Below are 22,288 nucleotides of genomic sequence, written 5' to 3'. Positions count from 1 at the left end.
ACCGTAAACCTCTCAGGGCATCGGTGGTGTTCGCTACGAATGTTGAATCCGTCGTGTTATTACCGGTTGACGATATGATCGTGTCATTTCCGGCGCCTGTGCCAAAAAATGAGTTGGTTTGTTGACTTGAAGCATTGGCGCCGATGAGATTATCGCCGCCACCGGCGAGAACAGTGTCGTTGCCGCCGCCGGAGTCATAATCACCGCCGGTGTTGTACACGATACCGGCATTGCCAGCGACCACCACGTCATTCCCACTGCCACCCACGACGGATACCGCGGAGGAGGCGTTGATGAGGACCTTGTAATAATTTGCGGTCGAAATCGCCTCGGTTGGCGTGCCGGAGACGAGCAAGGGGGTATCGGGCGTCGCAGGTGCCGGGGTTTGTTCGCCCGGGCCGCGATATTGCGTGGGGGTCTTGGTGCTCGCGGCAAAGGCCTGGGCGGTGTCTTTGGTGCCACCCCAGTCGAATGGGATCACAATAGGATCGCTGGAACCCCCGCTCAGTGTCACCGACATGTCTTAACTCCTCGCCAATCTGCGAGCGCCAAGGCGGCACCCGTTAGCGATTTGTTTATCGCCTGGCGCGGAATGCCGCAAGATTGAATGTAATTCTAGAGATGTTTTTTTCTGGGAATGTGATTTGGGGGAATTTCTGACATCCCATGGGGCAAATTTTGCCTAATGAGAAAAAGCCAAATTTCGCAACCAACATCGCAGATTTACCAGAAAAGCCAGAAATTTCAGATCTTGGGCGGCCGGCGTGCGCGACAGGCGCGCCCCCCCCCACCGCGCGCGGGCAGGAAGAGGCCACCACAGCGCATCACCGCCTCAATGCATCGGCATCCGCGCACCGGCCGCTTGCACCGCGAGTTGCAATGTCACCGCGCCGGCCTGTTCGAAGACCAGCGTCAGCGGCACGCTCTCGCCCACCACCAGCGGCCGTGTCAGGCCCAGCAGCATGATATGCAGCCCGCCAGGGGCGAGGCTCACCGCGCCATTGGCCGGCACGGCGATGGCCTGAACCTGGCGCATGCGCATGATATCGCCATCGCGCAGCATGGTGTGCAATTCGGTGCGCCCTGCGGCCGGGGTGCTGGCCGAGAGCAGGCGGTCAGCCCCACCGGTATTGCGGATCGTCACAAATCCAGCCCCCTGGCCGCCCTGGCCGGCAGCGCGGGTCAAGGGGGCTTCCAGCGTCAGGCTGCCATGTTGGGTGGCGCTGCCATGCGCCTGGGCCGCCATGGGCAGAAGGGCGGTGGCGAGGAGAAGGCGTCGGTTCATCGCGTGCTATCCTTGCTGGTCAGCCGGGCCTCAATTCGGGCGGCGAAGCGGGCGAGATGCACCGATTCTGCTGCCGCCAGGCTGGGGTCTCCATTGATACAAATATGCCTTGCATGGGCGAGCCGGGCGGCCATCGCCGCCGCCTCCTCGCCCTGGGCCAGGGGGGTTGCGGCCTGCACCACCTCGGCCGCGGCGGCGGTGGCGGCGGTGCAGATCTCGCTCATGGCGCGATCCATCTCATCGGGGTCGCAGGCGCTGGCGCCGAGCGGCAGCATGGCCAGGGCCAGAAGCAACGCGCGCATCAGCGTGCCACCAGTCGCAGCGTGGCGGCGGGGCTTCTGGCCCGCATGCCCTCGGCTGGTACCTCCACCCAGGCATGCTGGGCACCGCCCTCGCAACGCTGGATGATGGGGAAGATCAGTGTGTTGCCGGGCCGGTTAGGGGTGGCGATGAGCATGACGAATTCCTCGTAATGCTGGTCCGGCAGCGGGCCGCCGGTCCAGGAAATGGTCGCCGGGGCCTCACGCACCAGGCCATGGGCGGTGGGGGCGGGACGTTCCAGCGGGCGCGTCTCCACCGTGATGTTCCAGCCGGTTTTCGGCTGCGGCCGGGCAGCCGAAAGCCCCTCGGGCAGGGTGACTTCGATGCCGGTGGTCGCGGCACCGGCGCAGCCATGGCCGACCATGAAGGCGATGCGGGTATAGGAGCCCGCCGGCGCCTCGGCCGGGGTGATGACCACATGGGCGCTGGCCGGTGCGGCCAGCAGCGCCAGGGCGAAAAGTCTTTTCATCAGAACCTCACCTGCAGGCCGGCGAAGACGCTGCGGCCGAAGCCCGCCTCAAACACCGCCGAATTGGCCACGGCGCGGGGCAGCACCGAGGCGGAAGAGATATAGCGTGTATTGCCGAGGTTGCGGGCGTCAAAGAACGCCGTGACCCGGCCGGGGATCAGCTCCACCCCACCGCGAATGCCAAACAGGGTATAGGGGTTGCTGCGCAGAGTATTGGCGTTGTCGGCGTAAAAACCCTGCGGCACCACCTCGATATTCGGCGCGATCCAGGCGGAGGAGGCATGGCGGTAGCGCAGCTCCTGGCGCAGCACATGCCTCGGTGCGCCGGGCAATTGGTTGTCGTGGTAAGTGGCATTGTCGGAGAAGCGGAAATCCGAGAAGGTCCAGGCGGCGCGGGTGCTCAGGCGGTCACCATCGCTGATCAGGTTGTCGGCGATGCTATAGTTCAGCGCCACTTCCACACCTTGGTGGATGGTGCGGCCTTGCAGGTTCTGCGCCAGGCTGCTGCCGGGTGTGGGGCCTTGCAGCAATTGGATTTCGTCGCGCAGCCAGGCGCGGTAGGCCGCAACCTCCCAGGCCACCCGGCCATGCTGGCCGCGGGTGCCGATCTCGGTGGTATAGGCGCGTTGGGCATTGAGGCGGGAGAAGCCGCCGAGCGGCACGAGGGCAATGAGGTCCGACAGCGTTGGCGGCTCGGTGGACCAGGTGAGGTTGGCATAGGCCTGGATCGTCGGCGTCACCTCATACAGCACGCCCAGGCGCGGATTGGCCCATTCCCAATTGCCAGCACCCGACAGCGCGGGGTTGAGGATGTTGCGGCTGGAGCGATAGGCGAAGCCGCCCTGGAAGCCTGCCACCAGCGCGATTTGGGGCAATATATAGAGTGCGTTTTCGGCATAGAGCGTGGTGGTGCGGGCGAGGTCCTCCGATTGGGAGGTCCGGTTGGCCTGGATGCCGTAATTGTTGATGAAACGCTTATTATCGGTGCTGCCCTCGGCGAAGGTCACGCCAAAGCTGGTGCGGTTGCGCAGGCCGAAGAATTGGCCGTCATAGCTGCCGCGGGCGAAAAGATTGACGTCACCCGTTTGGTTGCGGACGATTTGGAAGATCGGGTGGTAGAGCCGGCGCTCGACATAGCTGCCGCCCAACTCGAAGCGCAGTTCCGGCGTGGCCTGGATGGCGGTGATGGTGCCCAGGCGGGTGGTGTTGATATTGCGCTGGTAGTTGTTGTTTTCGTTCGCGAAGGCCGGGGTGCGCGGCGCGTTCAGCGCGGAAACCCGCGTCACCGCGCCGGGAATTTGCTGCCAGATGGTGTTGGCGCTGATGATGATCCGGGTCTCGACCTGGTCGTTCCAGCGATAGGCGGCATTGGCGTTGAAGCGATTCGCCTGGCCGGCGGAATTGTGGCGGTAGCCATTCTGCTGCGTCCAGCTGTTGCTGACATAGGCCTCATAGGGGCCGACAGCCACGCCATAGGCAGCCTGACCGCGGAAGAAGCCATCGCTGCCGGCCTCCAGCCGCGCCGTGCCGCCGGGCGCGCTCACCCCCGAATTGGTGACGAAGTTGATGGCGCCACCGAGTGTGGTCGAGCCCAGCGAGAAGGCATTGCCGCCGCGCAGCACTTCCACGCGCTGATAGGCCAGCGGGTCGATCTCCTGCAGGTCGCCGCTGCCATCGGCCTGTGTGAGTGGAATGCCATCCTGATAGACCGCGACGCCGCGCAGGTGGAAATTCCGCGCAAGCCCCGAGCCGCGGATGGAGAGCCTGGCATCCTCGCCCCATTTGGGGGCGGCAAAGACGCCGGGGGTATATTCCAGCACATCGCGCACCGAGGTGGCGCCGGCGCGCTCCTGGAAGTCGCGCGCCTCCACCACACTATTGGCGCCAGGGGAGGACCACAGCCGCGTCCTGGCGGCCTCGTTGCTTTCGGTGGTCAGCCGCTCACGCTCGCCAATGACGGTGACGGGGGGCGTTGAGGGTATGCTCTCCTGCGCGAAGGCGGGGATGGCCAGCAGGCATGGCGCGGCGAGAAGCGCGCGACAAAGATTCGACATGGTGATGATCCGACAAGGAGTGAACACATGCGCGCCGAAGCGCGCGGCGAGGGGTTCAGGCCAGGGCGGGTGGGGCGCGGGGTTGCTGGGGTGGTGCGCGTGCCTGGGGTGGCAGCGCGGCGGGGTTGGAGCCGGGCCAAGTGATGACAATGGCCAGCCAGGAAGGCGCGGGCAGGGCAGGGGTCAGCGCCTGCGCACCCTGGGGCATGGCGGCGCAGACGGCGCAAAACCCATGCGCCTCGCCGGGTTGGGCGGGGGCTTGATCGTCCAGGGCGAGCGGCATGCTGCGCATGCCCTCGGGCCCGCAGATCTCCATGGTGATGACATGCCCCTGCGCCCGGCCAAGGCACAAAGCCGGCGCCAGCGCGGCCTGGAACAGCAGGACCAAAGCCAAAATTCGCGCTATAGGGGCGGGGATCCGTCTCACTCGGCCAGTGTAACGGCGGCCGCGCGCAAGTTCAAGCCGATGGCCAAGGCCTGTCACCGCAGAGGCCCCCAATGCTCCGCCTCCGGACTGCGCCGGGCAAAAACGGCGACCCGGCTGACAGCCAAAAGGCAGCTTTCGGGACTTTAATCTTGCCCTTGCGGTTCGCCTATCCAGGCTTTAACTCTCCCGCCCGAGGGAGCAGGCTCTGCCGAGGGGACCACCAGCACCATGAGCCTCGACCACCGGTCAGGCTGATATGGTGCCATGGCATTCTGGCGGTCCATGCCCCCATCACTGGTCAAGGCCCGCAAGGGCTCCATATGCAAATTTTTCTACCAGACACGGAGAGACACATGGACGGAAATAATGGCCCGAGCGCAGGCAAATGCCCGGTCCTGCATGGCGCGCCCAAGCATGCGACCTTCGGCGTGCGCTCGAACAAGGATTGGTGGCCCAACCAGCTCAATCTGAAAATTCTGCATCAGCATTCCGCCCTGTCGAACCCGATGGATCCCGGCTTTGACTATGCCGCGGCCTTCAAGACCCTCGACCTGCAGGCGCTGAAGCAGGATCTCTTCGCGCTGATGACCGATAGCCAGCCCTGGTGGCCGGCGGATTACGGCCATTATGGCCCGCTCTTCGTCCGCATGTCCTGGCACAGTGCCGGCACCTATCGTATCGCCGATGGCCGCGGTGGCGCCTCGAGCGGCACGCAGCGCTTTGCGCCGCTGAATTCCTGGCCTGACAATGCCAATCTGGACAAGGCGCGCCGCCTGCTTTGGCCGATCAAGCAGAAATACGGCAATGCCATTTCCTGGGCCGATCTGATGGTGCTGGCCGGCGATTGCGCGATGGAATCCATGGGTTTCAAGCCTTTCGGCTTTGCCGGTGGGCGCGTTGATGTCTGGGAGCCCGAGGAGGACATCTATTGGGGCACCGAGGATACCTGGCTGGGTGACACCCGCTACACCGGTGACCGCCAATTGGAAGACCCCTTGGGCGCCGTGCAGATGGGCCTGATTTACGTCAACCCGCAGGGCCCCAACGGCAAGCCTGACCCCATCGCCTCCGGCCGTGACATCCGCGAAACCTTCGCCCGTATGGCGATGAATGATGCGGAGACCGTGGCGCTCGTGGCCGGCGGCCACACTTTTGGCAAATGCCATGGCGCGGGCCTCGAATCGCATGTCGGTCGTGAGCCTGAGGCGGCCTCGATCGAGCTGCAGGGCCTGGGCTGGATGAACAGCATGGGCAGCGGTGTGGGGGTGGATACCATCACCTCCGGCATCGAAGGTGCATGGACCACCAACCCGGTGAAGTGGGACAATAACTATCTGGAAAACCTGCTTGACCATGAATGGGAGCTGACCAAGAGCCCCGCTGGGGCCTGGCAATGGGTTCCGGCCAATGGTGCCATGGCCGATGCGGTGCCCGATGCGCATGACCCCACCAAGCGCCATGCGCCGATCATGACCACGGCCGATATGGCGTTGAAGCTCGACCCGATCTACGCGCCGATCTCCAAGCACTTCCGCGACAACCCGGCCGAATTCGCCGACGCCTTCGCCCGCGCCTGGTACAAGCTGATGAGCCGCGATATGGGCCCGCGCACCCGCTGCCTCGGCGCTTTGGTTCCGGCCGAGGAATTGCTGTGGCAGGACCCTGTGCCCGCCCTCACCCATCCGGTGATCGGCGCGGCGGAGATCGCAGCGCTGAAGGGGCAGATCCTGGCCTCTGGGTTGAGCGTGTCCGAATTGGTGGGCAGCGCCTGGGCCTCGGCGGCGACCTTCCGTGGCTCTGATCGCCGTGGTGGCGCCAATGGCGGGCGCATTCGCCTTGCCCCGCAGAAGGATTGGGCGGCGAACCAGCCCGAGCAGCTCGCCGGGGTTCTGGCCAAGCTGGAGGCCATTCAATCGGCCTTCAATGCCGCCCATGCGGGTGGCTGCCAGGTCTCCATGGCCGATCTGATCGTGCTGGGTGGTTGTGCGGCGATTGAGCAGGCGGCCAAGGCTGCCGGCCATGCGGTGAGCGTGCCCTTCTCCCCCGGCCGCACCGATGCGACGCAGGAACAGACGGATGTCCATTCCTTCGCCGTGCTGGAGCCCACCGCCGATGGCTTCCGCAACCATCTCAGCTCGAATTACGCCCTGCCGGCTGAGGAATTGCTGTTGGACCGCGCCCAGCTGATGACGCTGACCGCACCCGAAATGACGGTGCTGGTCGGTGGTATGCGCGTGCTGGATGCCAATACTGGCCATTCGCAGCATGGTGTTTTCACCAAGCGTCCTGGCGCGCTGACCAATGATTTCTTCGTCAACCTGCTGGATATGGGCGTGACGTGGAAGCCGGTTTCGGACAAGGCCGAGCTGTTTGAAGGCCGCGATGCCCAGTCGGGCGCGCTGTGCTGGACCGGCACCCGGGTGGATCTAGTTTTCGGTTCAAACTCGCAATTGCGGGCCTTGGCCGAAGTCTATGCCTGCGCCGGCGCCGAGGCCAAGTTTGTGGCCGATTTCGTCGCCGCCTGGACCAAGGTGATGAATCTCGACCGGTTTGACCTCACGGCCGGCTGAGCCTCGTTCGGGGAAGGCGAGAGCCTTCCCCGGCAGCGCCTTGCCTACAGCACCCGCAACTCAACCTTGCGGAAACGCACCACGCCGCGGTCATTGACCACGCCTGCGGCCTTCGCAATGCCATCAGCCTTGCTGAAGCGCGATGCAGCCGGTTGCGACACCGCGAACCCCCGGGGGAACCCCATGGCCACACATCGTTTCAGTCCCACCCGTTACTATAACGCCATTGGCACCGCCGAGCCCTGCTTCAGGCTCGCAGATGGTGACACGCTGGTGACCGATACGATCGATGCCTCGGGCCTCGATGCGCGCGAAATGGCCGTGGCCCCCCGGCCCAACCCGATGACCGGCCCATTCTTCATCGAAGGTGCCGAGCCCGGCGATACCCTGGCCGTGCGGATCGACCGGCTGACCCCCAGCCGCGCGACGGGCTGGACCTATTCGCCCCTGGCGGTGACGGTTCTGGACCCTGCCGCCATTATTGAGCGCCCGGCGGTGGAACGCGCGGTTTGGGCCATCGACCAGTCCGCCGGGACGGTGCGGCTGCAAAACCCGCCGGCGGGGCTGGAGGGCTTTGCCCCCGAGATCGCGCCGATGATCGGCTGTTTCGGCGTGGCGCCGGCCGGCGGGCAGGCCTTCTCCACCGCCACCAGCGCGCAGAATGGCGGCAATATGGATTATCGGCTCTTCGCGCCGGGGACGGTGGCGTGGTTTCCGGTCTCGGTGCCGGGTGCCTTGTTCTATCTGGGCGATGGCCATGCCTGCCAGGGCGATGGCGAGATTGTGGGCACCGGTATCGAGACCTCCTTCGAGATGCAGGTCACCTTCCAGGTGCTCAAGCGGCGCATCACCTGGCCGCGCGGTGAGACGGCGGAGGATATTTTCACCATCGGCAATGCGCGGCCGCTCGACCAGGCCTTGCAGCACGCCACCACCGAGATGATGCGCTGGCTGGGCGAGGATTACGGGCTGGACCAGCGCGCGGCGAGCCATCTGATGGGGCAGGTGGTGCGCTATGATGTGGGCAATGTGTTCAACCCGGCCTTCACAGTGGCCTGCCGCATTGCCAAGCGCTGGCTGAAACGCGCCTGACTGCCCGATAGGCGGGCAATGAGGCGGCGCGGGGCGATGAATTCCGCCCCGCGCCCATTCCCAAGTGACGCGCCGCACCTCTACTGTCAGCGCCAATGGCTTCCTTCCTCCTCCGACGTCTGATTCTGGCGGCCTGCGTGGCACTGACGGTGCTGACGCTGGCCTTCACCCTCACCAGGCTCTCGGGCGACCTGGCGATCTCCATCGCCGGGCCCTCGGCCACCGATGCCGATATCGCCATCATCCGCACCGCCTATGGGCTGGACCGGCCGCTGCCGGAGCAATTCCTGGCCTGGGTGGGGCGCGCCGCGGTGGGGGATTTTGGCGAGAGCTTCTTCTTCAAGGCCCGCGTCTCCTCGCTGATCGCCGAGCGCATGCCCATCACCTTGTCGCTGGGCCTGACGGGGCTTGGCATCGCGCTCCTTGTGTCAATTCCGCTGGGCATTCTGGCCGCAGTGCGCGAGGGCTCCTGGGTGGACCGGCTGGTGCAGCTCTTCGCCATGATCGGCCAGGCGATGCCCAGCTTCTGGCTCGGCCTCATCATGATGATCTTCTTCGGCCTGCAGCTGGGCTGGCTGCCGGTGAGCGGCACCGGCAGTTGGGAGCATTACGTGATGCCCGGCACGGTGCTGGCCTTCTCGGCCATTCCGGCGCTCACCCGGCTCACCCGCTCGGGCATGATCCAGGCGCTGGCGAGTGATTATATCCGCACCGCCCGGGCCAAGGGGCTGTCGCGGTTTTCCATCCTTTTCAAGCATGCGCTGCGCAATGCGGCGCTGCCGGTGGTCTCCATTGCCTCGGTGCAGCTGGGCTTCATGCTGGGCGGCTCTATCGTGATAGAGACCGTCTTCGCCCTGCATGGTGTGGGGTTTTTGGCCTGGGAGAGCATCACCAAGAATGACTTCCCGGTGGTGCAGGCGGTGGTGCTGGTGCTGGCGGTGATTTACGTCGTGCTGACGCTGCTGGCCGATTTGTTCAATGCGGTGCTGGACCCGAGGCTGCGCGGATGAGGCGTTCTGGCATTTGGATCGGTGGCGCGATTCTCACCTTGGTGGTCATGGCCGGGGTCTTCGCGCCCTGGATTGCGCCGCATGACCCCTATGCGCAGGACCTCACCCGCCGCCTCGCGGTGCCCTTCTGGATGGAGGGCGCGCTGCCCGAGCATCTGCTCGGCACGGATCAGCTGGGGCGGGATTATCTCTCGCGGCTGATTTTTGGCGCGCGGGTGTCGCTCATCATCGGCGCGATGGTGGTGGTGGTCTCGGGTGCTATTGGCATCACGCTGGGCGTGCTGGGCGGGTTTTTCGGCGGGCGGGTGGATGATGTGGTGCTGTTTCTGATCACCTGCCGGCTGTCGATTCCGGTGGTGCTGGTGGCACTCGCCGTGGTGGGGCTGCTGGGCTCTTCCACCACGCTGGTGGTGGCGGTGCTGGGGCTGCTGTTATGGGACCGTTTCGCCGTGGTGGCGCGGGCGACCACCATGCAGGTGCGCAATCTCGACTATGTCGCGGCCGCCTGGGCGGCGGGCAGTTCCACGCCGCGGATTTTGATCTCCGAGGTGCTGCCCAATATCATGACGCACCTCGCCGTTGTCGGCACGCTGGAGATGGCCTTGGCGATTTTGCTGGAGGCGGCGCTGTCCTTCCTCGGCCTCGGCGTGCCGCCGCCGCTGCCCAGTTGGGGGCTGATGATCGCCGAGGGGCGGGATTTCATGTTCTTCTCCGCATGGGTGATCTGGATCCCCGGCATCGCGCTCTTCACCCTCGTTCTGGCGATCAACCTGCTGGGGGATGGCTTGCGGGATTTGTTTGGGGCGGCGCCGTCATGAGCCTGCTGGAAATTGAGGGGCTTGAGGTCACTTTCGGCCAGGGTGAGGGGCGGGTCGCGGCGGTGCGTGGCGCCAGCTTCTCGGTCGCCCGTGGTGAGACGCATTGCATTGTGGGTGAGAGCGGCTGCGGCAAATCCGTCACCTCGCTGGCCATTATGGGGCTTTTGGCGCGCGGTGCCACGCGGCAGGCCAAGCGCATGGAATTCGATGGGCGGGATATCTCCCGCCTCACCGAGCGCGAGATGTCACGCCTGCGCGGCCATCGCATTGCGATGATCTTCCAGGAGCCGATGACCAGCCTGAACCCGGCCTATACCATTGGCAGCCAGATGGCCGAGGTCCGCACCCGGCATTTGGGCGGCACCAAACAGGCAGCGCTGGACCGCGCGGCGGAGCTTTTGGGCCGGGTGGGCATCACCGCGCCGGGGATGCGGCTGGGGCAATTCCCGCATCAGCTCTCGGGCGGGTTGCGCCAGCGGGTGATGATCGCCATGGCGCTGATGAACGACCCGGAATTGCTCATAGCCGATGAGCCGACCACGGCGCTGGACGTCACCATCCAGGCGCAGATTTTGCGGCTTTTGGCCCAGTTGCAGGCCGAGTTGGGCCTGGGCCTGCTGCTGATCACCCATGATCTGGGGGTGGTGGCGCGCGTCGCCCATCGCGTCTCGGTGATGTATGCCGGCGAGGTGGTGGAGAATGCCGCCACGGCGGATCTCTTTGCCGCGCCGCGCCACCCCTATACGCGCGGGCTGCTGGAATGCCTGCCCATTCCGGGCAAGGTGGCGCCCGGGGCGCCGCTGGGGAGTATTCCCGGCATGGTGCCCAAGCTGACCCCGGGCTTTACCGGCTGTGGCTTTCGCTCGCGCTGTTCGCTGGCGCGGGCGGAATGCGCCGCACCGGTGGCGCTGCGCGGCGCGCCGCATCTCTATCGCTGCGTGGTGGATGCATGAGCACGCCCGCCATTGAAATCCGCGATCTGGAAAAGCGCTTTATCGTCAAGCAGGGGCTTTTCGGCACGCCGAGGCATGTGCGGGCGGTGGATGGGGTGACGCTTTCCATCCCCACCGGCGCCACGCTGGGCATTGTGGGGGAGAGCGGCTGCGGCAAATCCACCCTCGCAAGGCTGATCCTGGGGCTGATGCCGGCTTCGGCCGGGTCGGTGCTGGTGGAGGGGCAGGATTTGTCGCGGCTGGACCGCCGCGCCCGTGCCCGCCTCATCCAGCCGGTGTTTCAGGACCCGTTTTCCTCGCTCAATCCGCGCCGCAGCATTGGCGATATCGTCGCCATGCCGCTGGTGGCGCAAGGCGTGGCGGGCCGCGAGACCCGCAGCCGGGTGGCCGAGATGCTCGAGCAGGTGGGCATCGCCCCCGATATGGCCAGCCGCTACCCGGCGCAGCTCTCGGGCGGGCAGCGCCAGCGCATTGCCATTGCCCGGGCCTTGGTGCTGCGCCCGCGCATTCTGCTCTGCGATGAGCCGACCTCGGCGCTCGATGTCTCGGTGCAATCGCAAATCCTGAACCTGCTGGCCGATCTGCGGCGCAGCCTGAACCTCACCACCATCTTCATCAGCCATAATCTGGCGGTGGTTGAGCATATCGCCGATACGGTGGCGGTGATGTATCTGGGCCGCATTGTGGAGGAGGCGCAGGCCCAGGCGCTGTTTGCCACGCCTCGCCATCCCTATACCCGCACGTTGCTAGCCTCGGTGCTGACGCCCGAGCCGGGCCTGGGCGTGCCCGATGTCGGCCTGGGTGATGTGCTGCCCGACCCCTCGAATATCCCCCCTGGCTGCCGCTTCCATCCGCGCTGCCCGGTGGCGATCGCGCGTTGCAGCCTGCAGACGCCACCCCGCGTGGATGGCGCCGAATGCCACCTGCTCAGCGCGTAAGCACCGCGGGCATTGTGCTGCTGGTGGCCACGGCCTGTGGCTGGGGCAGCAATTGGCCCATGCTGAAATTGCTGCTGGCCGAGGTGTCGCCCTTGCAGGCGCGCGGCTTTGCCGGGGTGGCGGCGGGCATGGGTTTCGCCCTCGGCGCCTGGGCTTTTGGAATTTCGCTGAAGGTTCCCGCCGGCATGTGGCCGCGTCTTTTGCTGGCAGCGGTGCTCAATGTCACGGCCTGGATGGGCCTGGCCACGTATGGGCTAACCTGGATGGGCGCGGCCGAGGCCGCCATCGTGGCCTATACCGTGCCGGTCTGGACGGCGATTTTCGCCTGGCCGGTGCTGGGGGAGCGGCCGAGCGCGCGGCGGCTGCTGGCGCTTGGCCTGTCGCTGAGCGGGGTGGTGCTGCTCTTTGGCGGGCAGGGGCTGAATTTGGGGCTCGCCAAATTGCCGGGCTATGCGCTGATGACGGCGGCGCCACTGCTCTTTGCGCTCGGCACCGTGCTGGGCAAGCGGAATGTGCTGGCCATGCCGCCGGTTGCCACCGTGGCCTGGCAGGTGGGGCTGGGCAGCCTGCCGCTCTTGCTGCTGGGGCTGGCTTTTGAGCCCTGGCGCTTTGATACGCTGTCAGATCAGGGCTGGTTCTTTATGGTTTGGATGACGGTGGTGCCGCTTGGCCTCGCCTATCTGACCTGGTTCGAGGCGATCAAGCGGGTGCCTGCCACCTTCGCCACCATCGCCATGCTGCTCGCCCCCATGGTGGGGGTGGCGGGGGCGGCGATGTTTCTGCCCGAACCCTTTGGCCTGCGCGAGACGGCAGCGCTTTTGCTCACCCTGGCTGGCGTGGTGCTGGCTTCGCGCGGATAAGGGGGGATGCTCCCCACCGTCAAACTCCTGCCCGGCCGCGATGCCCGCGCCAAAACCGGCCATCCCTGGATTTTCTCCAATGAGGTGGCGATGAGCCACGCACTGCGCAGCCTGCCGCCGGGCAGCGCCGTGCAGATTGAGGGCGATGATGGTGCGCGCCGGGGCATCTGGCATTTCAACCCCCATAGCCTGATGGCCGCCCGCCTGCTGGACCGCAACCCCGCCGCCACCCCCGATGCCGCCTGGTTCGAGGCGCGGATTGCCCAGGCCCTCACCCTGCGGCAAAAGCTCTTCACCACGCCGCATTACCGCCTGGTGCATGCCGAGGCCGATGGCCTGCCGGGCCTCGTGATCGACCGCTATGGCGATGTTCTGGCGCTGCAGGCCAATACCGCGGGGATGGAGCGCGCGACGCCGCTGATTCTGGCGGCGCTGCAAAACCTGATCGGCCCGCGCAGCGTCGTCGCCCGCAATGACAGCCCGGTGCGCAAGCTGGAGGGGCTGGAGGAGCAGACCGGCCTGCTGCTGGGCGAGGATGCCACCGCCTTTGTCGAGGAGGGCAGCCTGCGCTTTGAAATGGACCTGCTGAATGGCCAGAAGACCGGCTGGTTCCATGACCAGCGGGAGAACCGGGCGCGGGTCGCGGCGCTATGTGCCGGCGCGCGGGTGCTGGATGCGTTTTGCCACACCGGCGGCTTTGGCCTGGCGGCGGCGGCGGCGGGGGCGGCGCATGTGACGCTGCTGGACCGCAGCGAGCCCGCCCTGGCGCTTGCCAGCCGCACCGCCGCCGCGCATGGGCTGGCGCAGGTGACGGTGCAGCGCGGCGAGGCCCTGGCCATGCTGGAGAAATGGCATGGCGAGGGCCAGCGTTTCGATGTGGTGGTGGCCGACCCGCCCGCCTTCGCCAAGGCGCGCAAGGATAACCCCAATGCGCTCAGGGCCTATGCCCAATTGGCGCGGTTTTGCGCCGGGATGGTCAATCCGGGTGGGTTTCTCTTCATCGCCAGTTGCTCGCATCATGTCAGTCCCGGCGAGTTTATCGACGCGACCGCGCATGGCATTTTCCGCGCCCGGCGGGAGGGGCGGCTGCTGTTTTCCGGCGGCGCGGGCGCCGATCACCCAGTGCACCCCATGCTGCCCGAGAGCGCCTATCTCAAGGGGCTGCTTTACGCGCTGTGATGCGCCCGGCGCTGGAGAGGGTTTTTCGCGCCAGCGCCTATCGGGTGGATGGGAGGCTGCTGCGGGTGGGGCGCAGGCCATTTTGGGCTGGAGTGCCCGCAGTGCTGCTGACGGCGCATAACCCACATTCCCGCCGCCATCCGCCGGGTTGGAATGCCAGAATGCTGCGCGCGCTGGACGCGGCATTGCGCCGCCACCCCTGGCGCGAGGCGCAATCGGGGCAGGGCGCTTGGCTGGAAATACAGCGGCTGGTGGAGATGGATGCGCGGGCCGGGTTCGTGCTTGCCCGCCGCTTCCGGCAGAATGCGGTGCTGGTGCTCAAGCGGCACCAGCCGCCGCTTCTGGTTATTTTGGCGCGAGCACCATGATCATCTGACGGTTTTCCAGGCGCGGCATGGATTCAACCTTGGCCAGTTCGGCCAATTCCGTCTTCACCCGCTCCAGCACCTTCACGCCCAGCTCCTGGTGCGCCATTTCGCGGCCGCGGAAGCGCAGCGTGACCTTCACCTTGTCGCCATCGGCAATGAAGCCTTTCATTTGCTTCATCTTGGTATCATAGTCATGGTCATCAATGTTCGGGCGAACCTTGATTTCCTTGATCTCGACAACCTTTTGCTTCTTGCGGGCCTCGTTGGCCTTCTTCTGCTGCTCGTATTTGAACTTGCCGTAATCGGTGATCTTGCACACCGGCGGAACGGCATTGGGGGAGATCTCCAGCAGGTCCAACCCCACCGAATAGGCCCGGTACAGCGCATCGCGCGAGGTCATCACGCCCAGCATTTCGCCATTCTGGTCGATGAGGCGGACCTGCGGCACGCGGATATCTTCGTTCACGCGCGGACCGTCTCGGCTGGGCAGTTGGGGCGCAGAAGGCATGGGACTACGAGGTATGGGAGTTTCTCCTGTTGGTGTGACGGCTCTGTTATGGCGATTCGCTCAGGCAACTGCAACCGGGTTGGCGCTTGACAAGTCCGGCGGCGTCGCCTCAGCGGCCAGAATTCGCACCGCATCGGCCAGATCATGGCTTTCCTGCTCGCGGCCGGGCAGGCGGCGGAGCACCAGCTTGCGCTCTTCCGCCTCGCGCCGGCCCACCACGGCCAGCACCGGCACCCGAGTCTCAATATGATCGACGACCTTGCGGTTGATCTTCTCGTTGCGGGTATCGGCCTCGGCACGGATGCCGGCCGCGTTCAGCGCGGCCACCACCTCGCGCGCATAATCGGCCGCGTCATCGACAATGGAGGCCACCACCACCTGGCGCGGCGCGAGCCAGAGCGGGAAGCGGCCGGCATATTGCTCGATGAGCATGCCCAGGAAGCGCTCAAAGCTGCCCAGAATGGCGCGGTGGAGCATGACCGGGCGTTTACGGCCGCCATCTTCTGCGGTGTAGAGCGCGTCCAACCGTTCGGGCAGGACGAAATCCACCTGCAGCGTGCCGCATTGCCAGTCGCGGCCAATGGCGTCGCGTAGGACGAATTCCAGCTTCGGGCCGTAGAAGGCGCCCTCGCCGGGGTTGAGTTCATATTCCACCCCGGCGATGCGGCAGGCCTCTTTCAGCGCACCCTCCGCCCGGTCCCAGGTCGCGTCATCGCCGGCGCGGGTGGCCGGGCGGTCGGAGAATTTCACCCGGAATTCGGGGAAGCCGAGATCGCGGTAAATGCTGGAGAGCAGCGCCACGAAGCGCACCGTCTCATCGGCGATCTGATGCTCCTCGCAGAAGATATGCGCGTCATCCTGGGTGAAGGCGCGCACCCGCATAATGCCATGCAGCGCGCCCGAAGGCTCATAGCGGTGGCAGGCGCCGAATTCGGCCATGCGCAGCGGCAATTCACGATAGCTGCGAATACCCTGATTGAAGATCTGCACATGGCAGGGGCAGTTCATTGGCTTCAGCGCGTGAATCTTATGCGCCTCGTCCTGATCCTCGACGGTGGCGATGAACATCGCGCTGCGGAATTTCTCCCAATGGCCCGAGGCCTCCCACAGCCGGCGATCCACCAACTGCGGCGTCTTCACCTCCTGATAGCCCGAGGCGTCGAGGCGGCGGCGCATGTAATCCTCCACCGTGCGGTAGAGCTTCCAGCCCGGCGCGTGCCAGAAGACCGAGCCTTGCGCCTCCTCCTGCATGTGGAAGAGGTGCATCTCCTTGGCGATGCGGCGGTGGTCGCGCTTTTCTGCCTCCTCGAGCATGTGCAGATGCGCATCCAGCTCCTTCTGGTCGCGCCAGGCGGTGGCGTAGATGCGACTGAGCATGGCGTTGCGGTGGTCGCCCCGCCAATAGGCGCCGGCCACTTTCTGCAGCTTGAAGGCGGTGCCGACGGCGCCGGTGGTGGGCGCATGCGGGCCGCGGCAAAGGTCGATCCAATCGCCCTGGCGATAGATCGAGATCGGAACATCCACCGGCAGGTCGGAGATCAGCTCGGCCTTGTAGTTCTCGCCCCGTTCTTTGAAGAAGGCGATGGCCTGCTCGCGCGGCCATACCTCGCGCTCAAAGGCGGAATTGCGGGCGATGATCTCGCGCATCTTCGCCTCGATCGCCGGGAAATCCTCAGGCGTGAAGGGCTCGTTGCGGGCGAAATCATAGTAAAAACCATTCTCGATGGCCGGGCCGATGGTGACCTGGGTGCCGGGGAAGAGCTCCTGCACCGCCTCGGCCAGCACATGGGCGGCGTCATGGCGGATGATGTCTAGCGCCTCGGGGTCACGGCGGGTGATGAAGCGCAGGCTGGCATCGGCGCTGATGCTCTCCGAGAGATCCTTCTGCACGCCATCCACCACCATCAGCATGGCAGCCTTGAGCAGGCCCGGGCCGATGCTGGCGGCGATCTCGGTGCCCGTGACAGTGCCGGGGAATTGGCGAACGGAACCGTCGGGCAGGGTAATGGCAGGCATGGTGAACCTTCAAAAGGAAAGGGGCGGAACATCGCCGCGCGGCATGGCAGGGTCAAGGGTGCCTGAGCGGGCCTTGCCGCGGAACGGACCAGCGCCCATTGCTTGCAGCCATGCAGCAGCACGATACTCTCCGCTCGGCGGTCTTCCTTGATTTCGACAATGTCGTCTCTGGCCTGGCCACCGGGGCTGGTCCTTCCGTCGCCCATCGCTTTGCCACCGACCCCGAGCCCTGGTTCGATTGGCTGACGCATGACCTACCGCGCCGGGTGCTGCTGCGCCGCTGCTATATGAACCCAGCCGGCTATCTGCTGGATGAAAACGGCAACCGGGCCTATTTCAGCGCCTTCCGCCGCGCCTTTCAGGCCTTGGGCTTCGAGGTGGTGGATTGCCCGCCACTGACGCGGATGAAAAACGGCGCCGATCTGCGCATGGCGCTTGATGTGATGGATGCGCTGGCAGCCTCCACCCATTTCGATGAATTCATCCTCATGTCCACCGATTCGGATTTCGTGCCGCTGCTGCTGCGCCTGCGCGCGGCGGATCGGCGCACCAAGCTCGTGGCGCATCCCGATGTCGGCCGGGTGGTGCGCGCGGCGGCGGATAGTGTGGTTGGGCTCGATGCCCTCGCCCGTGGTCTGGGCTGGGAGGCGAGCCCGCTTGATGAGGCGCTGTTCGGCCAGGATGCCGGCGAACAGGTGATTGCGGCGATGGGGGAGATCATGGCCGAGGCGCAGGGCCCGGTGCCGCTGGCCGCGCTGGGCGCACAGGTGCGCACCCGCACCGGCATGACGCTGCGTGAGAGCGATTGGGGCGGCACCGGCTCCATTGATGCCCTGGTGGCGCGGGTGGACGGGATCGTGCGGCAGGAAGGCCCGGCGGGCGGCTTCGTGGTGCGTCAGGAATGGCTGCTGCCGCCGGCGACCGAGGCGCCGAGCGACTGAAGCACCGCCTCGGGCGTCAGCTCCGCCAGCGGGATATGGCGCAGCCAATGCGCCGCCGGCCCGCGCGGGGCGCAGCGAAACGGCTCGCTCTCGGCCCCGAAAAGCGCCCAGGTGGGGCAGCCCGCCACGGCGGCGAGATGGGTGGGCCCGCTATCATTGCCCAAGGTGAAGGCCGCCCGCCGCGCCAAGGCGGCCAGTTGCGGCAGGGAGGTGCGGCCGACCAGGTTGATCAGCCCGCCAGCCTCCAACTCGGCGCCCAGCAGCGCCTCGGCCGGGCCGCCGCAGATGATGGCGGGAAAGGGCAGGGCGCGGCCCAGCGCGGCGAAATGGCCGAGCGGCCAGCGTTTGCCGGGCCGATGCGGCGAGGCACCGGGCAATAGCAGGGCGAAACGCGGCGGCAGCGGGCCCAGGCTTGAGAGATCACCATCCAGCCAATCCAGCGCGGGGGGAGGGAAATCCGCAATGCCGGCCATCATCAATTGGTCCCGCTGGCGCTCGACCGTGTGCATGGCATCGCGCTGCGAATTGGCATGGGGATGCGAGGCGGCGGCGATGACGCCCGACCATTCCGCCGCGCGGCCGACGAAAAGCCGGTAGCGTGAGGAGCGTGGCGAGGTTTGCAAATCATAAACCCGCTCGAAGCGCGCAGCGCGCAGCCGCCTGGCCAGGCGCGCCAGCGCGGCGAGGTCCAGCCAGGAGGGCCTGCCATCATGCCACACCGCATCGAACCATGGGCTGGCCTCGGCCAGGGCGGCAAAGGGGCGGGTGGTGAGCAGGGTGATATGGGCGGTGGGATGATGCGCCCGAATGGCGGCAAAGGGGCCAAAACCCTGCACGAAATCGCCCAGCGCGCCGAGCTTGATGACCAAAACCCGCCTCATGCCAATTCCCGATAGACATCGAGGGTGGCGGCCTGCATGGCGGCGGTGGAGAAGCGCGCCAGCACATCGGCGCGGGCGGCGGCGCCGATGGCGTCTCGGGCCTGCGGGGACATGGCCAGCAGCATGGCCAGGGTTTGCGTCAGGGCGGTGGCGTCGCCTGGGGGGGTGAGCCAGCCGGTGCGGCCATGGGTCATGGTCTCGCGCGGGCCGCCGAGATCGGCAGCGATGACCGGGCGGCGCATGGCCTGCGCCTCGATCACCACGCGGCCAAAGGCCTCGGCCTCGGTGCTGGCATGGATGATGATATCGGCGGCCAGCAGGGCTGCGGGCATATCGGCGGTATGGCCGGCCAGCACCAGGGGCACGCCCTGGGCTGCGGCCAGGCGGGTGAGTTCGGCGGCATAGCCCGCCCTGCCATCGCCCAGCAGCACCGCCACGGGCGGGCTGGGCAGGCGGGCGAGCGCCGCGATCAGCACCCCCTGGCCCTTCCAGCGGGTGAGCCGGGCGGGCAGCAGCAGGGTGGGCTGGCCGGGGCTGAGGCCCCAGGCGGCGCGCAGCGCGGCCACCCGCGCGGGGTCTATGGCATCGGGGTCAAACAGGCTCGGATCCACACCGCGATGGATGGTGCGCAGCCGCGGCTGCACCTGAGGATGGCGGGCGAGAATATGGGCGCGGATGAAATCGCTGATGGCAATGACCCGCGCGCCGCGCGCCATCACCGAATTATACAGCGCCTTGCCGGGGAAATTCTCATTATAGGTGCCATGCCAGGTGGTGACCAAAGGCAGACAGGTCAGCCGCGCCGCGCGCCAGGCCGACCAGGCTGGGGCGCGTGAGCGGGCATGGATGATATCCACCCCCTCGGCGCGGGCCAGTGCCGCCAGCCGCCCGCCATTGCCCCAGATGGCCGCCTTGCTGGTGAGGGGCAGGGTGAAATGCTCCGCCCCCAAGGCCTGCAGCGCAGGCACGAGGCGCCCGCCCGCGCTGGCCACAAGGGCGCGGCCGCCAGCTTGGATGATGGCGGCGGCGATCTCCAAGGTGCCGCGCTCCACGCCACCCGCATGCAGCGCCGGCAGAACCTGGAGGATGGTGGGAAACATTCTGCCGGTGTGCCCTGTGCCGCGCGGCGCATCAAGCGCCCCTGTGGGCTTTGGCGCCTCAGCCGCAGCGCCTGGGGATGGTGTACATGGTGTTGAAGGCGCTGGGATGGCGCCGCCGCGGCCTGCCTGGGCGCGGCTCTGCCGCGGCATGGGGCGCGGTGGGTGGCGGCTCCTCGGGCGGAATCTCAGGCAATTGCATGAAATTGGCACCGGCCGAGGTGCGGGCCATCAGCGCGCGCATGGCCGGGTTCTTGTCGCCCTCGGGCTGCATCAGCGCCTCCATCGGGCAAAAGAATTCATGCGCGGCGGGCATCTGGCTTTCGCAGAAGCCCTGATAATGCTCATCGCGCAGGCCATAGACCACCCGAATATCGCGCACCGGCAGGACGACAGGGCCAAGCGGCTCGGTGGAGAAGAGCGCGATCAGGCGCCAGCGCGGCACCGTGGTTTCGGGCAGGCTCGGCCCCAAGAGCCAGGGATGCGGACAAAAAACCTGCATGCAGCCGGTGCTGGGGGCGAAGCGGCTGCGCTTGTCGAGCAGGTTGGTGAGCGAGGCGCAGGCCTCGATGCAGAGAATATCGGCATAAGGGTCGCCCGGGTCGTGGCTGAAATGCAGCCATAGCCCATCGGGCAAGGTGCGCAGGTGTCGGCTGCCGGGGAGTTTGAGGAATGGCTGGGTTCCGGTGGTCCAATTATCCGGCCGCGCGCGCAGCCAGGTGCCTGGCTGCTTGATATTGCGTGGCATTCCGGGAGGCCGCTGCGGCCATTTGGCCAAAGACCGGCGAACACGGGCATCTAGCGACGCAGGACCGGGGGGAGTCGGCAAATCGCCCATAAGGAGAATATCACCTTCGTAACACAACCAATGCGGGAGTGAACACGACACGCGCCAAGCGCTCAAGTGATTTATTACCCAAAACTAAAGAAATTTACCCTTTGGGGCCGCCTCACCCGCCGGCCACAAGCCATTCGCGCGCAAGGAAAATTCAACCTTGCGCGCGAAATCAGAGGGTTTCAGCCGCGATTGGAGATGGGCTGATAATCCCGTGCCGGGGCACCGGTATAGATCTGCCGCGGGCGGCCGATGCGCTGGCTGGGGTCCTCCACCAGTTCCTTCCACTGGCTGACCCAGCCAATGGTGCGCGCCACGGCAAAGATCACCGTGAACATCGAGGTGGGAATACCCATCGCCTTCAGGATAATGCCCGAATAGAAATCCACATTGGGGTAGAGCTTGCGCGAGACGAAATAATCATCCGTCAGCGCAATCCGCTCCATCTCCATCGCCATATCGAGCAGCGGCTCGTTTTTGACGCCGAGTTCGGCCAGCACCTCGTGGCAGCTTTCTTTCATGATTTTGGCGCGCGGGTCGAAATTCTTATAAACGCGGTGGCCAAAGCCCATGAGCTTGGTGTGGCTGTTCTTGTCCTTCACCTCGGCGATGAATTGCGGAATTTTGTCCGGCGTGCCGATATCGGCCAGCATCTTCAGCACCGCCTCATTGGCGCCGCCATGCGCGGGGCCCCACAGCGCCGCGATGCCGGCCGCGATGCAGGCAAAGGGATTGGCGCCGGTGGAGCCGGCCAGGCGCACCGTCGAGGTCGAGGCGTTCTGCTCATGATCGGCATGCAGGACCAGGATGCGGTCCATCGCCTTTTCCAGCACCGGGCTCACCACATAGGGCTCAGCCGGGACGGAATTGAGCATGTGCAGGAAATTGGCAGCGTAGCTGAGGTCGTTGCGCGGATACACGAAGGGCTGGCCGAGTGCATATTTATAGGCCATGGCGGCGATGGTCGGCATCTTCGCGATCAGGCGGAAGGCGGCAATCTCGCGCTGGCGCGGATCGGTCATGTTGATATTGTCATGATAGAAGGCGGCCAGCGCGCCGACCACGCCGCACATGATCGCCATCGGGTGGGCATCACGGCGGAAGCCACTGAAGAATTGGCGAATTTGCTCATGCACCATGGTGTGATAGGTCACACCCTTCTTGAACTCGGCCAATTCGGCGGCGTTCGGCAAATTGCCATACATCAGCAGGTAGCAAACCTCGACGAAGTCGCTGTGCTCGGCCAATTGCTCGATGGGGTAGCCGCGATAGAGCAGCACGCCGGCATCGCCATCGATATAGGTGATCTTGCTGTCGCAGCTCGCCGTCTCGCCATAGCCGGGATCGAAGGTGAAGATGCCCAGATCATTGTAAAGTTTGCGGATATCGGCGACCGGCGTACCAAGCGTGCCCTCCAGCAGCGGCAGGGAGGCACTTTTGTTGCTGCCATCCAGGGTCACCGTCACGGTGCCGGTCTTGCTCAGGATTGTCATCGTCGCTGCGATCCTCAGTCGGCCCGGTTGCCCGGGGCGTGTTCATGTTGCGTCGCAGCTTAATCCAGCCCTTGCCGATGTCCATGGCGCTGGCCTGGGCAAAGACGCAAAACTTGGCGCCTGTTCCAGGCAGGACGGCCGCATGCCCAGGCTCTATGCTTTTGTTTGTCGAA

21 protein-coding genes and 1 pseudogene are annotated in these 22,288 nt (G+C 65.8%); 10 read left to right on the top strand and 12 right to left on the bottom strand.

Translation table 11 applies throughout. The features are described 5' to 3' along the window. From ABWP84_RS05720 to ABWP84_RS05695, 6 genes and pseudogenes are all read right to left on the bottom strand, one after another. Positions 1-520, bottom strand: a pseudogene (locus tag ABWP84_RS05720) (hypothetical protein); the annotation flags it as partial. A 312-nt stretch (positions 521-832) separates the two neighbouring features. Continuing rightward, positions 833-1,285 carry a copper chaperone PCu(A)C gene (locus ABWP84_RS05715; protein WP_353211042.1) on the bottom strand — a complete coding sequence of 151 codons (453 nt, stop codon included), beginning with the start codon at positions 1,283-1,285 and terminating at the stop codon, positions 833-835. After that, complete coding sequence (locus tag ABWP84_RS05710; protein WP_353211041.1) at positions 1,282-1,587, bottom strand: hypothetical protein; 306 nt, start codon at positions 1,585-1,587, stop codon at positions 1,282-1,284. The genes ABWP84_RS05715 and ABWP84_RS05710 overlap by 4 nt, the downstream gene beginning before the upstream one ends. Beyond that, on the bottom strand, positions 1,587-2,075 hold the full coding sequence (locus ABWP84_RS05705; RefSeq protein WP_353211040.1) for a YcnI family protein: 489 nt from the start codon (positions 2,073-2,075) through the stop codon (positions 1,587-1,589). Before ABWP84_RS05705 ends, ABWP84_RS05710 begins: the two co-directional genes overlap by 1 nt. Further along, positions 2,075-4,129, bottom strand: a complete 2,055-nt coding sequence (locus ABWP84_RS05700) for a TonB-dependent receptor domain-containing protein (RefSeq protein ID WP_353211039.1) — start codon at positions 4,127-4,129, stop codon at positions 2,075-2,077. Before ABWP84_RS05700 ends, ABWP84_RS05705 begins: the two co-directional genes overlap by 1 nt. A gap of 55 nt (positions 4,130-4,184) precedes the next feature. Continuing rightward, positions 4,185-4,523 carry a DUF2946 family protein gene (locus tag ABWP84_RS05695; RefSeq protein WP_353211038.1) on the bottom strand — a complete coding sequence of 113 codons (339 nt, stop codon included), beginning with the start codon at positions 4,521-4,523 and terminating at the stop codon, positions 4,185-4,187. 386 nt (positions 4,524-4,909) lie between these two features. On the opposite strand from ABWP84_RS05695, the gene katG reads away from it, so the two are divergent. The 9 genes from katG to ABWP84_RS05650 all read left to right on the top strand — a co-directional run bounded on the left by katG (position 4,910) and on the right by ABWP84_RS05650 (position 14,344). Continuing rightward, entirely contained in the window at positions 4,910-7,126 is a 2,217-nt protein-coding gene (katG, locus tag ABWP84_RS05690) for a catalase/peroxidase HPI (RefSeq protein WP_353211037.1), read from the top strand. Between the two features lie 183 nt (positions 7,127-7,309). Then, positions 7,310-8,218: an acetamidase/formamidase family protein gene (locus tag ABWP84_RS05685; RefSeq protein ID WP_353211036.1), complete on the top strand. Its 909-nt coding sequence runs from the start codon at positions 7,310-7,312 to the stop codon at positions 8,216-8,218. A gap of 95 nt (positions 8,219-8,313) precedes the next feature. Continuing rightward, positions 8,314-9,228 carry an ABC transporter permease gene (locus tag ABWP84_RS05680; protein WP_353211035.1) on the top strand — a complete coding sequence of 305 codons (915 nt, stop codon included), beginning with the start codon at positions 8,314-8,316 and terminating at the stop codon, positions 9,226-9,228. Beyond that, positions 9,225-10,046 (top strand): ABC transporter permease, encoded by an 822-nt coding sequence (locus tag ABWP84_RS05675; RefSeq protein WP_353211034.1) that lies wholly within the window; start codon positions 9,225-9,227, stop codon positions 10,044-10,046. The genes ABWP84_RS05680 and ABWP84_RS05675 overlap by 4 nt, the downstream gene beginning before the upstream one ends. Then, positions 10,043-10,999: an ABC transporter ATP-binding protein gene (locus ABWP84_RS05670; protein ID WP_353211033.1), complete on the top strand. Its 957-nt coding sequence runs from the start codon at positions 10,043-10,045 to the stop codon at positions 10,997-10,999. The genes ABWP84_RS05675 and ABWP84_RS05670 overlap by 4 nt, the downstream gene beginning before the upstream one ends. Continuing rightward, positions 10,996-11,937 carry an oligopeptide/dipeptide ABC transporter ATP-binding protein gene (locus ABWP84_RS05665; RefSeq protein WP_353211032.1) on the top strand — a complete coding sequence of 314 codons (942 nt, stop codon included), beginning with the start codon at positions 10,996-10,998 and terminating at the stop codon, positions 11,935-11,937. Before ABWP84_RS05670 ends, ABWP84_RS05665 begins: the two co-directional genes overlap by 4 nt. Continuing rightward, positions 11,916-12,797 carry a DMT family transporter gene (locus tag ABWP84_RS05660; RefSeq protein WP_353211031.1) on the top strand — a complete coding sequence of 294 codons (882 nt, stop codon included), beginning with the start codon at positions 11,916-11,918 and terminating at the stop codon, positions 12,795-12,797. The genes ABWP84_RS05665 and ABWP84_RS05660 overlap by 22 nt, the downstream gene beginning before the upstream one ends. 6 nt (positions 12,798-12,803) lie before the next feature. Further along, entirely contained in the window at positions 12,804-13,976 is a 1,173-nt protein-coding gene (locus tag ABWP84_RS05655; RefSeq protein WP_353211030.1) for a class I SAM-dependent rRNA methyltransferase, read from the top strand. Beyond that, entirely contained in the window at positions 13,976-14,344 is a 369-nt protein-coding gene (locus tag ABWP84_RS05650; protein WP_353211029.1) for a DUF3293 domain-containing protein, read from the top strand. Before ABWP84_RS05655 ends, ABWP84_RS05650 begins: the two co-directional genes overlap by 1 nt. On the opposite strand, the gene infC is transcribed toward ABWP84_RS05650, so the two are convergent. Continuing rightward, a complete protein-coding gene (gene infC / locus ABWP84_RS05645) occupies positions 14,322-14,852 on the bottom strand; it encodes a translation initiation factor IF-3 (RefSeq protein WP_353211028.1) in 531 nt (176 codons plus the stop codon). The two genes, ABWP84_RS05650 and infC, sit on opposite strands and share 23 nt — an antisense overlap. 60 nt (positions 14,853-14,912) lie before the next feature. Next, positions 14,913-16,868 carry a threonine--tRNA ligase gene (thrS, locus tag ABWP84_RS05640; RefSeq protein ID WP_353211027.1) on the bottom strand — a complete coding sequence of 652 codons (1,956 nt, stop codon included), beginning with the start codon at positions 16,866-16,868 and terminating at the stop codon, positions 14,913-14,915. Positions 16,869-16,978: 110 nt separating this feature from the next. On the opposite strand from thrS, the gene ABWP84_RS05635 reads away from it, so the two are divergent. Then, the gene (locus tag ABWP84_RS05635; protein ID WP_353211026.1) at positions 16,979-17,809 is read left to right on the top strand and encodes an NYN domain-containing protein; all 831 of its coding nucleotides are present in this window, start codon (positions 16,979-16,981) and stop codon (positions 17,807-17,809) included. Here the strand turns inward: ABWP84_RS05635 and ABWP84_RS05630 are convergent. The 4 genes from ABWP84_RS05630 to gltA all read right to left on the bottom strand — a co-directional run bounded on the left by ABWP84_RS05630 (position 17,764) and on the right by gltA (position 22,115). Further along, a complete protein-coding gene (locus tag ABWP84_RS05630; protein WP_353211025.1) occupies positions 17,764-18,690 on the bottom strand; it encodes a glycosyltransferase family 9 protein in 927 nt (308 codons plus the stop codon). The two genes, ABWP84_RS05635 and ABWP84_RS05630, sit on opposite strands and share 46 nt — an antisense overlap. Beyond that, on the bottom strand, positions 18,687-19,790 hold the full coding sequence (locus ABWP84_RS05625; RefSeq protein WP_353211024.1) for a glycosyltransferase family 4 protein: 1,104 nt from the start codon (positions 19,788-19,790) through the stop codon (positions 18,687-18,689). The genes ABWP84_RS05630 and ABWP84_RS05625 overlap by 4 nt, the downstream gene beginning before the upstream one ends. Positions 19,791-19,848: 58 nt before the next feature. Continuing rightward, a complete protein-coding gene (locus ABWP84_RS05620; protein ID WP_353211023.1) occupies positions 19,849-20,535 on the bottom strand; it encodes a hypothetical protein in 687 nt (228 codons plus the stop codon). Between the two features lie 269 nt (positions 20,536-20,804). Then, positions 20,805-22,115 carry a citrate synthase gene (gene gltA / locus ABWP84_RS05615; RefSeq protein ID WP_353211022.1) on the bottom strand — a complete coding sequence of 437 codons (1,311 nt, stop codon included), beginning with the start codon at positions 22,113-22,115 and terminating at the stop codon, positions 20,805-20,807. Positions 22,116-22,288: the final 173 nt, after the last annotated feature.

Origin of the sequence: Rhodovarius sp. (genome assembly GCF_040399605.1) — a bacterium.
GTDB lineage: Bacteria > Pseudomonadota > Alphaproteobacteria > Acetobacterales > Acetobacteraceae > Rhodovarius > Rhodovarius crocodyli_A.
The sequence above is the reverse complement of the archived record's forward strand: the minus strand, read 5'-3'. Positions and strand labels throughout refer to the sequence as shown.

Excerpts from the sequence above, each read along its gene's own strand:
- infC (WP_353211028.1), bottom strand. The coding sequence starts at position 14,852 with ATGCCTTCTGCGCCCCAACTGCCCAGCCGAGACGGTCCGCGCGTGAAC.
- ABWP84_RS05675 (WP_353211034.1), top strand. The coding sequence starts at position 9,225 with ATGAGGCGTTCTGGCATTTGGATCGGTGGCGCGATTCTCACCTTGGTG.
- thrS (WP_353211027.1), bottom strand. The coding sequence starts at position 16,868 with ATGCCTGCCATTACCCTGCCCGACGGTTCCGTTCGCCAATTCCCCGGC.
- ABWP84_RS05655 (WP_353211030.1), top strand. The coding sequence starts at position 12,804 with ATGCTCCCCACCGTCAAACTCCTGCCCGGCCGCGATGCCCGCGCCAAA.
- ABWP84_RS05680 (WP_353211035.1), top strand. The coding sequence starts at position 8,314 with ATGGCTTCCTTCCTCCTCCGACGTCTGATTCTGGCGGCCTGCGTGGCA.
- ABWP84_RS05685 (WP_353211036.1), top strand. The coding sequence starts at position 7,310 with ATGGCCACACATCGTTTCAGTCCCACCCGTTACTATAACGCCATTGGC.
- ABWP84_RS05665 (WP_353211032.1), top strand. The coding sequence starts at position 10,996 with ATGAGCACGCCCGCCATTGAAATCCGCGATCTGGAAAAGCGCTTTATC.
- ABWP84_RS05635 (WP_353211026.1), top strand. The coding sequence starts at position 16,979 with ATGCAGCAGCACGATACTCTCCGCTCGGCGGTCTTCCTTGATTTCGAC.
- gltA (WP_353211022.1), bottom strand. The coding sequence starts at position 22,115 with ATGACAATCCTGAGCAAGACCGGCACCGTGACGGTGACCCTGGATGGC.
- ABWP84_RS05620 (WP_353211023.1), bottom strand. The coding sequence starts at position 20,535 with ATGCCACGCAATATCAAGCAGCCAGGCACCTGGCTGCGCGCGCGGCCG.
- ABWP84_RS05705 (WP_353211040.1), bottom strand. The coding sequence starts at position 2,075 with ATGAAAAGACTTTTCGCCCTGGCGCTGCTGGCCGCACCGGCCAGCGCC.
- katG (WP_353211037.1), top strand. The coding sequence starts at position 4,910 with ATGGACGGAAATAATGGCCCGAGCGCAGGCAAATGCCCGGTCCTGCAT.
- ABWP84_RS05630 (WP_353211025.1), bottom strand. The coding sequence starts at position 18,690 with ATGAGGCGGGTTTTGGTCATCAAGCTCGGCGCGCTGGGCGATTTCGTG.
- ABWP84_RS05625 (WP_353211024.1), bottom strand. The coding sequence starts at position 19,790 with ATGTTTCCCACCATCCTCCAGGTTCTGCCGGCGCTGCATGCGGGTGGC.
- ABWP84_RS05670 (WP_353211033.1), top strand. The coding sequence starts at position 10,043 with ATGAGCCTGCTGGAAATTGAGGGGCTTGAGGTCACTTTCGGCCAGGGT.
- ABWP84_RS05710 (WP_353211041.1), bottom strand. The coding sequence starts at position 1,587 with ATGCGCGCGTTGCTTCTGGCCCTGGCCATGCTGCCGCTCGGCGCCAGC.
- ABWP84_RS05660 (WP_353211031.1), top strand. The coding sequence starts at position 11,916 with ATGCCACCTGCTCAGCGCGTAAGCACCGCGGGCATTGTGCTGCTGGTG.
- ABWP84_RS05700 (WP_353211039.1), bottom strand. The coding sequence starts at position 4,129 with ATGTCGAATCTTTGTCGCGCGCTTCTCGCCGCGCCATGCCTGCTGGCC.
- ABWP84_RS05715 (WP_353211042.1), bottom strand. The coding sequence starts at position 1,285 with ATGAACCGACGCCTTCTCCTCGCCACCGCCCTTCTGCCCATGGCGGCC.
- ABWP84_RS05650 (WP_353211029.1), top strand. The coding sequence starts at position 13,976 with ATGCGCCCGGCGCTGGAGAGGGTTTTTCGCGCCAGCGCCTATCGGGTG.